The organism is Massilia sp. YIM B02769, assembly GCF_030411995.1.
Taxonomy (GTDB): Bacteria; Pseudomonadota; Gammaproteobacteria; order Burkholderiales; family Burkholderiaceae_D; genus Telluria.
In genome coordinates this window covers 167,983-181,040 of sequence record NZ_JASNRC010000010.1, presented here as the reverse complement: position 1 = coordinate 181,040, position 13,058 = coordinate 167,983, and the positions used below count along the sequence as shown (strand labels likewise).

At 65.0% G+C, this 13,058-nt stretch carries 12 protein-coding genes; 6 read left to right on the top strand and 6 right to left on the bottom strand.

Going from position 1 to position 13,058, the window contains the following annotated elements:
* Positions 1-20 precede the first annotated feature (20 nt).
* Positions 21-899: a putative selenate ABC transporter substrate-binding protein gene (locus QPK31_RS17585; RefSeq protein ID WP_290424196.1), complete on the bottom strand. Its 879-nt coding sequence runs from the start codon at positions 897-899 to the stop codon at positions 21-23.
* Positions 900-1,055: 156 nt separating this feature from the next.
* Between QPK31_RS17585 and egtD the strand changes: the two genes are divergently transcribed.
* From egtD to QPK31_RS17565, 4 genes are all read left to right on the top strand, one after another.
* The gene (egtD, locus tag QPK31_RS17580) at positions 1,056-2,015 is read left to right on the top strand and encodes an L-histidine N(alpha)-methyltransferase (protein ID WP_290424195.1); all 960 of its coding nucleotides are present in this window, start codon (positions 1,056-1,058) and stop codon (positions 2,013-2,015) included.
* 10 nt (positions 2,016-2,025) lie between these two features.
* Positions 2,026-3,231, top strand: coding sequence for an ergothioneine biosynthesis protein EgtB (egtB, locus tag QPK31_RS17575; protein WP_290424194.1), 1,206 nt, complete (start codon positions 2,026-2,028; stop codon positions 3,229-3,231).
* A complete protein-coding gene (locus QPK31_RS17570) occupies positions 3,228-4,169 on the top strand; it encodes a YihY/virulence factor BrkB family protein (RefSeq protein WP_290424193.1) in 942 nt (313 codons plus the stop codon). The genes egtB and QPK31_RS17570 overlap by 4 nt, the downstream gene beginning before the upstream one ends.
* 182 nt (positions 4,170-4,351) lie before the next feature.
* The gene (locus QPK31_RS17565) at positions 4,352-4,525 is read left to right on the top strand and encodes a hypothetical protein (protein ID WP_290424192.1); all 174 of its coding nucleotides are present in this window, start codon (positions 4,352-4,354) and stop codon (positions 4,523-4,525) included.
* Positions 4,526-4,528: 3 nt separating this feature from the next.
* Here QPK31_RS17565 and QPK31_RS17560 read toward each other — a convergent pair whose 3' ends face one another.
* The 5 genes from QPK31_RS17560 to QPK31_RS17540 all read right to left on the bottom strand — a co-directional run bounded on the left by QPK31_RS17560 (position 4,529) and on the right by QPK31_RS17540 (position 11,644).
* Positions 4,529-5,698, bottom strand: coding sequence for a GGDEF domain-containing protein (locus QPK31_RS17560; protein WP_290424191.1), 1,170 nt, complete (start codon positions 5,696-5,698; stop codon positions 4,529-4,531).
* 183 nt (positions 5,699-5,881) lie between these two features.
* Complete coding sequence (gene selD / locus QPK31_RS17555) at positions 5,882-6,931, bottom strand: selenide, water dikinase SelD (protein WP_290424190.1); 1,050 nt, start codon at positions 6,929-6,931, stop codon at positions 5,882-5,884.
* A 25-nt stretch (positions 6,932-6,956) separates the two neighbouring features.
* Positions 6,957-7,937: a selenoneine biosynthesis selenosugar synthase SenB gene (senB, locus tag QPK31_RS17550; protein WP_290424189.1), complete on the bottom strand. Its 981-nt coding sequence runs from the start codon at positions 7,935-7,937 to the stop codon at positions 6,957-6,959.
* A gap of 450 nt (positions 7,938-8,387) precedes the next feature.
* The gene (locus QPK31_RS17545) at positions 8,388-9,938 is read right to left on the bottom strand and encodes a DEAD/DEAH box helicase (protein WP_290424188.1); all 1,551 of its coding nucleotides are present in this window, start codon (positions 9,936-9,938) and stop codon (positions 8,388-8,390) included.
* A gap of 419 nt (positions 9,939-10,357) precedes the next feature.
* On the bottom strand, positions 10,358-11,644 hold the full coding sequence (locus tag QPK31_RS17540; protein ID WP_290424187.1) for a transglycosylase SLT domain-containing protein: 1,287 nt from the start codon (positions 11,642-11,644) through the stop codon (positions 10,358-10,360).
* Between the two features lie 444 nt (positions 11,645-12,088).
* On the opposite strand from QPK31_RS17540, the gene QPK31_RS17535 reads away from it, so the two are divergent.
* Both QPK31_RS17535 and QPK31_RS17530 read left to right on the top strand, forming a co-directional pair.
* A complete protein-coding gene (locus tag QPK31_RS17535; protein ID WP_290424186.1) occupies positions 12,089-12,658 on the top strand; it encodes a DUF1415 domain-containing protein in 570 nt (189 codons plus the stop codon).
* A gap of 13 nt (positions 12,659-12,671) precedes the next feature.
* The gene (locus QPK31_RS17530; RefSeq protein ID WP_290424185.1) at positions 12,672-12,854 is read left to right on the top strand and encodes a DUF1289 domain-containing protein; all 183 of its coding nucleotides are present in this window, start codon (positions 12,672-12,674) and stop codon (positions 12,852-12,854) included.
* Positions 12,855-13,058 lie beyond the last annotated feature (204 nt).

Below are 13,058 nucleotides of genomic sequence, written 5' to 3'. Positions count from 1 at the left end.
GGCAAGATCTCTCCGGCAGATTACTTCAGCAGGCCGGCGTTACGCGCGGCCGCTTCGATCGCCTTGTAGTTCTCCGGCTTGGTGGCGATGAACTTGCTGGCGCGCTGCAGTTCCAGGATTTCCTTGCCTTCCGGGGTGGAATCGTTCAGCGCCAGGAAAGCGTCGCGGATTTTCTTTTGCAGGGCCGGGCTCATGTCCGAACGCACCGACCAGTTGTAGTCGAAGTAGCCAGGGGTGGTGTAGAACACGCGCACGGTCTTCGGGTCGACCTTGTTGGCTTCGACCAGCTTTTCCCAGACCGAGATGTTCAGCGCGCCGGCATCGACCTTGCCGCCGGCAACGGCCGCCACGGTGGCGTCGTGCGCGCCCGAGAACGAGATGCGCTTCAGGTCGGTGTCCGGGTTGATCTTGGCGCCCAGCAGGAAGGAACGCGGCATCAGGTGGCCCGAGGTGGACGATTCCGAACCGAAGGACAGGGTCTTGCCCTTCAGGTCGTCCAGCTTGTTGATGCCGGGCTGGGTGGTGATGAAGACCGAGCGGAATTTTTCGTCCTCGGCGCGCTGCACCAGCGGCGTGATCTGGCCCTTGCTGCGCACGTTGGCCTGCACGAAGGTGAAGCCGCCGAACCAGACCATGTCGAGCTTCTTGTTGACCAGGCCTTCGACCGAGGCGGCGTAGTCGGTCACCGGGGTGAACTCGACCTTCAGGCCGGTGGCCTTGGCCAGGTAGTCGCCCAGCGGCTTGAACTTGCGCTGCAGTTCGGTTGGCGCTTCGTCGGGAATGGCCGATACTTTCAGCACGCCGGGCGTGTTCTGGGCCGAGGCGCCTGGAGCGGCGAACAGCAGGGCGGCGGCGACGGAGCCAGCCAGCAGGGATTTCAGGGTCGAGATGGGCGACATGGATAGGCTTTCTTGTTAGTGGTGTCTGTATGGCCTGCACGCTTGCGCGCAGGCGAACGCGGAGATTCGGCGCTTCGGGCTATGATAGCAAAAACGGCAACATCCCCAGGCCAGGGCGCATCCGGCGCTTCGGCGGCACGAATGATAAACCCTATGATGACTTCCTGCATAACCGAACAGCCCGAGACCCTGGCCAGCGCCCACGTTCCCGCCGAACTCTACGACGGCCTGGGGGCGCGCCACGCCACCATTTCGCCCAAGTTCCTGTACGACGCGCTCGGCTCCAAGCTGTTCGAGGCGATCTGCGAACTCCCGGAATACTATCCAACCCGCACCGAAGCGGCGATTTTCGCACGCCATGGCGCCGAGATGGCGCGTGCGATCGGCCTGGGCAGCACCCTGATCGACCTCGGCGCCGGCAATTGCGCCAAGGCGGCCTCGCTATTCCCGCTGCTGCGGCCGAGCCAGTACGTGGCAGTCGACATTTCCGTCGAGTTCCTGCACGACGCCTTGAACCGGCTGCGCCAGCGCTTTCCGCACATCGCCATGGAGGCGCTGGGGCTGGACTTTTCCAGCGGCCTCGAGCTGCGAAACAATGTACGGGCCGAAAAGCGCCTGTTCTTCTATCCCGGCTCCTCGCTCGGCAACTTCACGCCGCCGGAAGCGCGCGCCTTCCTGCGCCGCCTGCGCCGCAACTGCGGGCCCGACGGCGGCCTGCTGATCGGCATCGACCTGGTCAAGGACAAGGCCGTCATGGACGCGGCCTACGACGACGCCCTCGGCGTCACCGCCGCCTTCAACCTGAACGTGCTGCGCCACGTGAACGGCCTGCTCGACGCCGACTTCGACATCCGCGGCTGGCGCCACGTCGGCTTCTACAACGAAGCCATGGGCCGGGTCGAGATGCACCTGGAAGCGAAGACACCGCAGCGGGTGCGCTGGCCGGGCGGCGGGCGCGACTTCGCGGCGGGCGAACGCATCCACACCGAAAACAGCTACAAGTATCGCCAGGCCGATGCGATGTCGCTGCTGGAAACGGCAGGGTTCGAGGCGACCCGCGTCTGGACCGATCCGCACTGTCCGTTTGCCGTGATCCACGCGCAGGCTGCCAACTGAGCGTTTCATCATGCCGCACGAATTTCATACCGTCCGCCAGCGCTCGCTGCACCTGGCCGAACCGCTTTCCAGCGAAGATTGCTGTGCCCAGTCGATGCCCGACGCCAGCCCGATCAAGTGGCACCTGGCGCACACGACCTGGTTCTTCGAGACCTTCATCCTCGAAGCCTATGAAGACAACTTCGCGCCTTTCCACCCGGCCTTCCGGGTGCTGTTCAATTCCTACTACAACGGTGTCGGCGCCAAACACCCGCGTGCGCACCGGGGCCTGCTCACGCGCCCTTCGCTGGACGAGGTACGCGCCTACCGCCGCGACGTGGATGCGCGCATGCTGCGCCTGCTGGGCGCGCGCGCCGGCGATGCCCGCCTGGCCGAACTGGTCGAGCTCGGCCTGCAGCACGAGCAGCAGCACCAGGAACTGGTACTGACCGACCTCAAGCATCTGCTGGCGCAGAATCCCCTGTACCCGGCGTATGCGGCCGAGCCGCTCGGCGCCGAGCCCGCGCCCGGCGCGCTGGAATGGATCCCCTGCGCCGGCGGTCTGGCCGAGATCGGTTTCAACGGGCGCGGCTTTTGCTTCGACAACGAATTGCCGCGCCACCGTGCCTACCTGGCGCCGTTCGAGATCGCTTCGCGCCTGGTGACGAACGGCGAATACCTGGCCTTCATCGAGGCCGGCGGCTACCGCGATCCGGCCTTGTGGCTGGCCGAGGGCTGGGACAAGGTGGCATCCGGCGAACTGGCGCAGCCGTTCTACTGGCGCCAGCTGGACGACGGCAGCTGGCACGAATTCACCCTGCACGGCCTGCTGCCGCTCGATCCGGCGCGGCCGGTCACGCACGTGTCGCTGTACGAGGCCGACGCCTATGCGCGCTGGTGCGGGGCGCGCCTGCCGACCGAGTGCGAATGGGAATTCGCGGCGCGCCAGGCCAGCATCGAGGTTGGCCGTTTCCATCCGGGCGCGGCCGCCGGCGCAGGGCTGACCCAGATGTTCGGCGCCGTTTGGCAATGGACCAGCAGCAGCTACGCACCTTACCCCGGCTATGCGCCGGCGCCCGGCGCGATCGGCGAATACAACGGCAAGTTCATGGTCAACCAGTATGTGCTGCGCGGTTCGTCCTGCGCGACCCCGTCCGGCCACGCGCGCGCCAGCTATCGCAACTTCTTCCCGGCAGGAGCGCGCTGGCAATTCACCGGGATCAGGCTGGCGCGATGAGTCGGCTGCGCTGGCAGTCCGTGCGCCGCGCGCGCATCCGGATCCTGAACCGGCGCGCGAATGCCTACATCCTTTCCCATCCGCTGGCCTTTACCCTCAGCTGCCTGCGCGGCTTTCGCGCCAACCAGGGCTTGCTGCTGGCCGGCGCCGTGGCGTATTACGCGCTGCTGTCGATCGTGCCCTTCCTGATGCTGGTGGTGGTGGCGCTGTCGCACTTCATCGACCAGGCCGAGCTGCTGGAAACCCTGCGCCGCTACCTGGAACTACTGGTGCCGGGGCAATCGCGCTCGATCGTGGCGGAAGTCGCAAACTTCCTCGACAACCGCGACCTCATCACCTGGGTGCTGGGGATTACCATGCTGTTCTTCAGCTCCTTTGCCTTTACCGTGCTGGAAAACGCCATGAGCGTGATCTTCGTGCACCGCGTGGCAATCCGGCGCCGCCATTTCCTGGTGTCGGCGGTGCTGCCTTACTGCTACATCCTGGCGCTGGGTTTCGGCGTGATGCTGGTGACCCTGGTCGCCGGCACGCTGCAGGTGATGGGCCAGGAAAGCGTCGACCTGCTCGGCTACAGCTGGTCGCTGGGCGGGGTGTCGGGCGCGCTGCTGTACCTGTTGGGCCTGGGCGGCGAGATCCTGGTGCTGACCTCGATCTACCTGGTGATGCCGGTGGGGCGGCTGTCGCTGTCGCATGCGCTGGTCGGCGGGGTCACGGCGGCGCTGCTGTGGGAACTGGCGCGCCATGTGCTGGTCTGGTACTTCTCGACCCTGTCGCAGGTGAATGTCGTGTATGGGTCGATGACCACGGCCATCGTGGTGATGTTCAGCCTCGAGATCGGCGCCACGCTATTGTTGTTCGGCGCACAGGTGATTGCCGAGTATGAAAGGGTGGGCAAGGGCAAGCCGGAGCGGGCGCAGCCGATGTCGACGGCGGCTTGACGCGCGATCTACGACAGCATGCTGGCGACAGTTCAGTACATTAAGGGTAATTGAACGCGTGGACGGCGTAGCCGTCCACCCTACCTTCTTGAGATCGCTCAATTTCCAGCAGGAATAGAACTGGCACATTACGTTCTTGCGTTCGGTTAATGCCGGACGTTTCCAACAGAACGGGAGGTGTCATGGATCATCAGGGCGCATTCTTTGGTTTGCCGCTGCCGGTCGTGCTGGCCTTTGTCGTGCTGCTGCTGGGGCTGGTGCTGATGGCGCGCCTGCTGCATGGTCTGCGCCGGCCTGCCGTGGTGCGCCATGCCGCCAGCCATGCCGACCCGCGCCGTTCCCAGGAACGCGACTGATTCCTAGAGCACCACGCTGCGGTTGCGCCCGGCCGACTTGGCCGCGTACAGGGCGCGGTCGGCGCGTTCGATGGCCTGGTCGATCGGCTCGCCGTCTTCGTAGCGCGCGAAGCCTGCCGAGAAGCGTACGCGCAGGTCCGGCAGGCTGGGGCTGGCCGGCATCACGGCCAGGGTATCGCGCAGGCGCGCCACGCCGAGGGTCGGTTCGCCCGGCGGGGTTTCCGGCAACAGCAACAGGAATTCCTCACCGCCCCAGCGCCCGATCATGTCGGTGTTGCGCAGTACCTGCTGGGCCTGGTTGGCAAAGGCGCGCAGCACGGCGTCGCCGGCCGCGTGGCCAAAGCTATCGTTGATGCTCTTGAAGTGATCGAGGTCGATGATGCAGACGTAGAAACGCGGGCCGCCCCGGGCGTGACGGGTCGCGTGTTCCTGCAGCAAATTCATCATGCGGCGCCGGTTCGGCAAGCCGGTCAGTTCGTCGCGCGCCGCCATCTCCTTGATGTGGGTCAGCGCCTGTTCCAGCGCGATCTTCTGCGTCTTGACGCGCGTGCGCATGTCCATCAGCTGGCCGGAGAGCTGGGAAATCGCGATCATCACGACCGCCGTCAGCGCGAAATTGAAGAGTTCCAGGCGTGCCGGATAGTGTTCCGGCTGGTGCCGCACGCACCAGTACATGACCGCACCCATCACCGCCACGGTAAACAGGCTGGCCACGCGCAGCGCCGCCGGGCGCAGGCTGAACATGCCGAACACCATCACCAGCGACAGCATGATGACGGTGGCGCCATGCACCGGGCCGGTCATGGCATAGCCGGTGGCAATCAGGCTTTGCGCCGACATCACCTGGGGCAGGGCCAGCGTCGGATCGCTGAAACGCCGGTTCAGGCCGCTGCGGATGGTGGCGTAGAAGCCGACCATGAAGATGCCGAAGAAGCCGGCCAGCCAGCCGATGTGGCGCGCCTGGGCCACGCCGATCGCCGTCGCATACACCAGCAGCGCCACCACGGTCGCGGTGACGAGCGCAGCCAGCAACAGCAGGCCGAGGGTACGGCGCTGGCGGCTGTCGGTGGTGAGAACGGCATTGCCCAGACGCGTGAACCAGTCGTGGTCGTCGTCATGGCGTGGCTCAGGGCTGGATTCGGGCGGCGCGGAGGCGCCCACGGACGTTGGCATTGTCTCTGGGATTTTGTCAAGAATGTCGAGGCTGGTCTGCGCCAGCGCTGCAATTATACAACCGACAATTCTCAAGATACTAATTTGTTGCCCTGCGGATGCAAAATAATTGCGTTGACAGTCGAGTAAAGTGTGTCAGCCGCCACAATTGCGCTCCGCCGGGCGAACCGGCACGAAAGAGACTCAGGCGTTCACCACGACGCGGGCGTTGCCTTCGTCCATGCGGCCGATGACCCGCGCCTCGCCGAAGCCTTCGCGCGCGAACAGGGCCAGCACGGCCTCGGCCGCTTCCGGTGCGCAGGAGACCAGCAGGCCGCCCGAGGTTTGCGGATCGGTCAGCAGGGCGCGCTGGGCCGGCGTGATGCTGTCGCCCAGCACGACGTCCTTGCCATAGGCATCCCAGTTGCGGCTTGAAGCGCCGGTGAAGTAGCCGTCGTGCGCCAGTTGCAGCACGCCCGGCAGCAGGGGAATGGCGTCCATGTCGAGCCGGGCTTCCAGCCGGGCGCCGCGCGCCAGTTCCAGCAGGTGGCCGAGCAGGCCGAAGCCGGTGACGTCGGTCAGCGCGTGCACGCCGTCCATCTCGGCCAGCAGCTTGCCCGGCTTGTTCAGCTTGGTGGTGTTGGCGATCATCGCGGCATAGCCGTCCTCGCCCAGCACGTCTTTCTTCAGCGCCGCAGAGAGCACGCCCACGCCCAGCGGCTTGCCCAGGATCAGCACGTCGCCGGCGCGGGCGTCGGCATTGCGTTTCACGCGGTCCGGGTGCACCAGGCCCATCACCACCAGGCCATAGATCGGCTCGACCGAGTCGATGGTGTGGCCGCCGGCAATCGGAATCCCGGCTTCGGCGCAGACCGATTCGCCGCCGCGGATGATGTCGCCGATGGTTTCCAGCGGCAGCTTGTTGATCGGCATGCCGACCAGTGCCAGGGCCATGATCGGGGTGCCGCCCATGGCGTACACGTCGGAGATGGCGTTGGTGGCGGCGATGCGGCCGAAGTCGAAGGGATCGTCGACGATCGGCATGAAGAAGTCGGTGGTGGCGATCAGCGCCTGCTCGTCGTTGAGCTTGTAGACGGCGGCGTCATCGGCGGTCTCGATGCCGACCATCAATTGCGGCGGCACGGGGAAGCCGCTCGACTTCTTCAGGATCTCGGCCAGCACGCCGGGGGCGATCTTGCAGCCGCAGCCGCCGCCGTGGGAGAAGGAAGTCAGTTTGATGGTCTGGTCGCTCATGTTCAATTCCAAGTTGTTGACGTATTCAGGTCGCGCTCGCGCGCAGCAGATTATCCACCAAGTCGCACAAGGCTGCTTGCTCGGCGCCTGGTGCGAACAGGGGCGCGCGGGCGGCGCACTGGCGGCGCAGCAGGGCGTCGAAATCCGGGTCGCAGGCGAGGCGGTCGAGCAGGCGCGCCAGGGAGTCGGCGTCGCCGGGCGGGAAGTAGCCGGCGTAGCCGTTTCCCAGCATGCCGCGGTTGCCGTCGATGTGCGAGGCCAGCACCGGCACGCCGCTGGTGACGGCCTCGATGATGACGTTGGCGCCGCCTTCCATGTGGGATGCGATGACCATGGCTGCGCAGCGTTTCAGGCGCTGGCGGGTGGCGGCGTGGGTCATCGGGCCGAGCCAGCGGTAGCGCGGGCTGGCCTGCTCCGTGCTTCTTGCCGCCTCGGCCAGGGCGGGGTCGAGGGCGCCGCCGATGTGCAGCAGGCGCAGGCGCGGGTCGTGCACCAGCCCTGCGGCGCGCATGAAGGTTTGCGGGTCTTTTTCAAGGCGCAGGTGGCCGATCATGCAGATGTCGAGGCGGCGCCGCTGCTTGTCCGGCGCCGGCAGCAGGGCGGGAGCCGACTGGTAGATGACATGGGTCTTGGCGCGCAGCCGCGGCGGCAGGCGTTCGGGGCCGGCTTCCTGGAGGACGACAAGGGCGGTGGCGCTTTCCAGCGAGGTCCTGGCCTCGGGCGCGGTGTCGATGTCGCGGTAGAGGTCGGTGCCGGTCAGGACCAGGATGCGCGGCCGGTCCGGGTAGTGCTCGCAGAAGGCTGCCAGCGCGGCGGCCGAGCGGCGCGCATGCAGGGCAATCAGCAGGTCGGGTTCGGGCTGGTCTGCTCCAGGCCAGGCGCCCATGACCTGTACGCGGAAGCGCTTGTCCAGGAAACGCGCCCAGCGGCTGGCGGTCTGCCAGTTGCCGTTGTTGTCGCTGGCGGCGGCCGGGCTGACGATGGCGATGCGGGGGCGGGTGGACACAAGAAGAGCAGGCAGGATGACGAGGGCGCGATTATAAGATGCATGCGGCAGACGCGTCGTACGGCCATGAACGGATGAGGTCGCATCCCGACGACGTGTCGTAAGATCACGAACAGAGCCCGTAGGGTGGGCCGGGCCGCGCCAGGCACTCCGTGCCCACGCGGTACGCACGTGCCCGCAGTCGATACAAGGGAGGCATCGCTCGAAACGCATGAGATGGCCACAAACACCAATGACGGTGTGGCCTGGCGCAACGGTGCGGGCGACAGGTCGCCGCCATGGGTGCAAGGAGGCACACGTACCAGCGTGGGCACCTTCGTGTTTGAGGCCCCGCCTCAAACACCCCACCGTACGGGCGACGTCTCGGTCAAGCGCAGCCGGATCAATGTGAACGCGGACGAAAAAAACGGCCGCCGAAGCAGCCGTTTTCCATGCAGACCGCGTCAGCGATCAGTTGTCGCCAAAGGTACGGCGCGCGCCTTCGAACGAACGCGGATGCGCGTTGCCGCTGCGGAAGCCGCCTTCACGGCGCTGGCCGCCTTCGCGTGGGGCTGCATCGCGGTTGTAGCCGCGGTCGCGGTTGTAGCCGCCTTCGCGTGGGGCCGACTCACGGTTGAAACCGCCTTCACGCGGCGCCGAGTTGTAGCCACCCTCGCGGTTGTAGCCACCACCCTGCGGTGCGCCATCCCGCTGGCCGTAAGGCTTGCTGAAGCTGCGCTGGCCCGGCTTGGCGGCGCTGCGGCCGTCACCTGGTTTCCAGCCCGGACGGGCGCCGCCGCGCGATGCCGGTGCGGCACGCTTCGGTTCGAAACCTTCCACCACATTGACCGGAATCAGCTGCTTGGTGAAACGCTCGATGCGCTTGACGTTGATGCCCTCGGCATGGTTCACCAGCGAGATGGCGAGACCGTTGCGGCCGGCACGGCCGGTACGGCCGATACGGTGCACGTAGTCTTCCGGGAACTTCGGCAGGTCGTAGTTCACCACGTGGGTGATGGTCGGCACGTCGATGCCGCGCGCGGCGACGTCGGTGGCCACCAGCACGCGCACCTGGCCGCGGCGCATGCTGTCCAGGGTGCGGTTGCGCGCGCCCTGGTGCATGTCGCCGTGCAGCGCGGCGGCGGCGAAGCCGGCGATGTTCAGGCGGTCGGCGATCATGTCGGCGTCGCGCTTGGTGGCGGTGAAGACCACGGCCTGGTCCATCGTGTCGTCGCGCAGCAGGTGGTCGAGCAGGCGGTTCTTGTGCGACAGGTCGTCGACGAAGTGCACGCGCTGCACGATGTTTTCATGGCGGTTGGCCGCGCTCATGATCTGGATCGTCTGCGGGTTCTTGGTGATGCGGCGCGCCATGTTGCCGACGACGCCATCGAGCGTGGCCGAGAACAGCATGGTCTGGCGGGTTTCCGGGGTCGCGGCGACGATCTTCTCGATGTCGTCGATGAAGCCCATGTCGAGCATGCGGTCGGCTTCGTCCAGCACCAGGATTTCCAGTTGCGAGAAGTCGATCTTGCCCGATTCCATGTGGTCGATCAGGCGGCCCGGGGTCGCGACCAGGATTTCAGGGTTCTTGGCCAGCAGCTGCATCTGCTTCGGGTAAGGCATGCCGCCCAGGATCGAGACGGCGCGGATGCGGCGCATCGAGGTGGTGTACTGCTCGGTGGCGGTGGTGACCTGCAGCGCCAGTTCGCGGGTCGGGGTCAGGACCAGCATCTTCGGCTGGGCCGGCTTGAAACGGACGCGTTCGCCGCGTGCGCGGGCAGCCTGCGCTTCTTGCGCAGGGGTGCGGCCGGCAGGGGCCGGCTCGGCGCTGGCCAGCTTGTGCAGGGCCGGCAGCATGAATGCCGCGGTCTTGCCGGAACCGGTTTGCGAAGAGACCAGCAGGTCGCGGCCGCCGATGGCGGCAGGGATGGCCTGCTCCTGGACCGGGGTCGGCTTGGTGTAGCCGGCTGCGGCAACTGCCTGGACGAGGGACGCGTGGAGACCTAGTGCTTCAAAACTCATTGTTCAATTTTCTTTCGGTAGAAATCAGCGCTCATGGGTGATTTCGGAGCGCAAAATAGCAACGCGAACCAACACAACGAAATGACTCAAAAATGAAAGAAATTTCGGCACAAAAGCTTTGCGCCGGGACGGTGTCAAGGTGCGACACGCAGGGCGGGAGGGCTTTATGGGAGGGTATCGGATCGATACGCCTGGCTTGCGAAGCTGCTAGTAAACCTGTGCTTGCACTGCTGCGATCATGAGCCTGTAGCCCAGAAGTCGCGTTCATTTTGCAGCGCACAAACGACACTATACAGCAGAATCAACTTGCTTGCACAGCGAGGGTGATTTGATGTTGCGCAAACAGCGGACTTGATGGAAGTCCGCTGCCCGGCATGGAGGCGAGGCCGGCGCGGTGTGCCGGCCTCGATGACAGCTTGTTAACGGTGCTTGCGCTTGCTCGACACCGCCACCGACTTGCTCTTGTAGCGCTGGGTGCGCGCGCCGCTGCGTTTCTCGCCGCGGTCGGCTTCCAGGGCCATGACGGCATTGTCGACGATATTCTCGGCGATGTCGCTGTGCATGCTGGCCGAGGTCTTCGGCACCAGGATGGTCGAGCCGGCCTTCAGGCGGGTTTGCGCCGGGATGTTATTGGCCTGGCGGATGATTTCCGGGGTGGTGCCGAACTTCGAGGCCAGCGAGGTGATGCTTTCCTTGGCGCCGGTGATCTTGTGCGTGGTCCAGCTCGACAGCGCCTGGCCCCACTGTGCCAGGTTCAGGTGGAACTTCTCGGCGTTTTCCTTCGGCAGCAGGATCTTGGTTTTTTCGTCGCCGGTGATGACCGGGCGCTTGAACTGCGGGTTCAGGGCCTTGAACTCGGCCAGCGACATTTCGGCCAGCTGGGCGGCAACCGCCAGGTCGATGTCGCTGGTCTTGTCGACCGCGGTGAAATAAGGCTGGTTGTCGATCACCGGCAGGTTGACGCCGTACTGGCCCGGGTTGGCGACGATGTTCTTCACCGCCTGCAGCTTCGGCACGTAGTTGCGGGTCTCGGCCGGCATCAGGTCGGCCAGGCTTTCGAAGTCGGTCGGCTTGCCGGCTTCCTGGTTGCGCTTGATCGCCTTTTGCACATTGCCTTCGCCCCAGTTGTAGGCGGCCAGGGCCAGCTGCCAGTCGCCGAACATGGTGTACAGGCGCTGCAGGTAAGTCAGGGCGGCGTCGGTCGAGGCCAGCACGCCGCGGCGCTCGTCCTTGAACATGTTCTGCTTCAGGTTGAAGTCCTTGCCGGTGCCCGGCACGAACTGCCAGATGCCGGCGGCATCGGCGCTCGACAGGGCTTGCGGGTTGAAGGCGGACTCGATGATGGGCAGCAGGGCCAGTTCGGTCGGCATGCCGCGCTTTTCCAGCTCCTGCACCACGTGGAACATGTAGAGCGAGGCGCGGCCGGAGATGCGGGCCATGTACTCTGGCTTGGCGCTGTACGACTTGGCGTGGCGCTCGACCAGGTTGTTATTGATGTCGGGAATGGCGTAACCGCTGCGGATACGGCCCCAGACGTCGGTTTCCTTGTATTCGTCGACCTTCAGCATGGCGGCAGTGGCAGGCACTGCGGTGCGGGTCAGGGAGGCGCTCTGGGTGGCATTGGCCGGCGCGGTATCGATGGCCAGGGCGAGCGGTGCGGTGCAAACCAGCACGATCGCAGCGGCAAGGGAAGTAGTGCGGGTCATGTCGTAGATAGCTTTCCAGTGTTGCGTCCAGGAACGGCAGGACTGACGATAAGGGGGCAGTGTAAGTAGCTGCGGCTGAGGCAGTCAAGCAATACCTCCGCTCGGTTACAAATTTTTCTGTCTACTCAATATGCTAACAGGCAATACTTTATGGAACTTTTTGAAGGGGTATCCATCTTTTGTTCGGCATTACCGTAGGGGTGTGGCAGTTCAATGCCAGGGTACTCCCGATGGGTATGCGAAAAATTGCCATACGGAAGATATTCTTTAAAGCAATTAAAATCGGTGTGGCTGGCTTTCCGGAACGTCAAGCAGCCGGCCGGTACGGCTCGCTTCCTGACGCTCTCAACTTACCCGGCGCGCATTGCCGGTCTATGAGCGCACGCAAACTCTGCGTACAATCGCGCTTTCGCCCCCGGCCTTACTTCTTATCGAAAGCACCACATGAGTCATGCCAACCTGAACGCCGACGACGACGCGATCGTCGCCGCCACCCGCCGCTGGCTGGAGAAAGCCGTGATCGGCCTGAACCTGTGCCCGTTCGCCAAGTCGGTGTATGTGAAGGAGCAGGTGCGCTATGTCGTGTCGCCGGCGCGCACGCCCGAAGCATTGCTGGAGCAATTGATGGACGAGCTGCAGCGCATGTCCGATACCCCGGCCGAAGAGGTCGACACCACGCTGCTGATCCATCCTTTCGTGCTGAACGACTTCATGGACTACAACGAGTTCCTGGACGTGGCCGATGCCGCTGTCGAGGACATGCATCTCGACGGCGAACTGCAGGTGGCCAGCTTCCACCCGGACTACCAGTTCGCCGATACCGACCAGAACGACATCGCGAACTACACCAATCGCGCGCCGTACCCGATCCTGCACCTGCTGCGCGAGGACAGCATCGCGCGCGCGGTGGAGGCCTTCCCCGACGCCGCCGAGATCTTCGAGAAGAACATCGATACCATGGAAAACCTGGGCCACGAAGGCTGGGACAAGCTCGATGTCGGACCAGCACGATAAGAAGGAGGGGCCGATGGCGCCTGCCCGGCCGGACACACCCTGCGTCGCGGTCTGCTCGACCACCTTCGACGAGGTCTGCCGCGGCTGCGGGCGCACCGTGGCCGAAGTCGCGAACTGGGTGTCCATGAATGCCGAGCAGAAGGAAGTCGTGTGGCAACGCATCCTGGCCCAGGGTTATCCGCGCCGGAATACCTGATCGTTTCGACAATACCTGAGCACGGTTGAAACCGGAATGAAGTATTGACGCGCCGTATGCGATCATAGGGCCGACACCGGCAGTCGACGCGCGTGCAGCGACTGCCGGTATCGGTATGGTTGTGCGCACCCAACGGTTGGTGACTCACGTCAATTTACTGTGCATAATCGTGGGCTTGCGTACTTACTAAGGCCGGCCGAGCCG

Coding starts and splice junctions, on each gene's coding strand:
- QPK31_RS17585 (WP_290424196.1), bottom strand. CDS start 899: ATGTCGCCCATCTCGACCCTGAAATCCCTGCTGGCTGGCTCCGTCGCC.
- egtD (WP_290424195.1), top strand. CDS start 1,056: ATGACTTCCTGCATAACCGAACAGCCCGAGACCCTGGCCAGCGCCCAC.
- egtB (WP_290424194.1), top strand. CDS start 2,026: ATGCCGCACGAATTTCATACCGTCCGCCAGCGCTCGCTGCACCTGGCC.
- QPK31_RS17570 (WP_290424193.1), top strand. CDS start 3,228: ATGAGTCGGCTGCGCTGGCAGTCCGTGCGCCGCGCGCGCATCCGGATC.
- QPK31_RS17565 (WP_290424192.1), top strand. CDS start 4,352: ATGGATCATCAGGGCGCATTCTTTGGTTTGCCGCTGCCGGTCGTGCTG.
- QPK31_RS17560 (WP_290424191.1), bottom strand. CDS start 5,698: ATGCCAACGTCCGTGGGCGCCTCCGCGCCGCCCGAATCCAGCCCTGAG.
- selD (WP_290424190.1), bottom strand. CDS start 6,931: ATGAGCGACCAGACCATCAAACTGACTTCCTTCTCCCACGGCGGCGGC.
- QPK31_RS17545 (WP_290424188.1), bottom strand. CDS start 9,938: ATGAGTTTTGAAGCACTAGGTCTCCACGCGTCCCTCGTCCAGGCAGTT.
- QPK31_RS17540 (WP_290424187.1), bottom strand. CDS start 11,644: ATGACCCGCACTACTTCCCTTGCCGCTGCGATCGTGCTGGTTTGCACC.
- QPK31_RS17535 (WP_290424186.1), top strand. CDS start 12,089: ATGAGTCATGCCAACCTGAACGCCGACGACGACGCGATCGTCGCCGCC.
- QPK31_RS17530 (WP_290424185.1), top strand. CDS start 12,672: ATGGCGCCTGCCCGGCCGGACACACCCTGCGTCGCGGTCTGCTCGACC.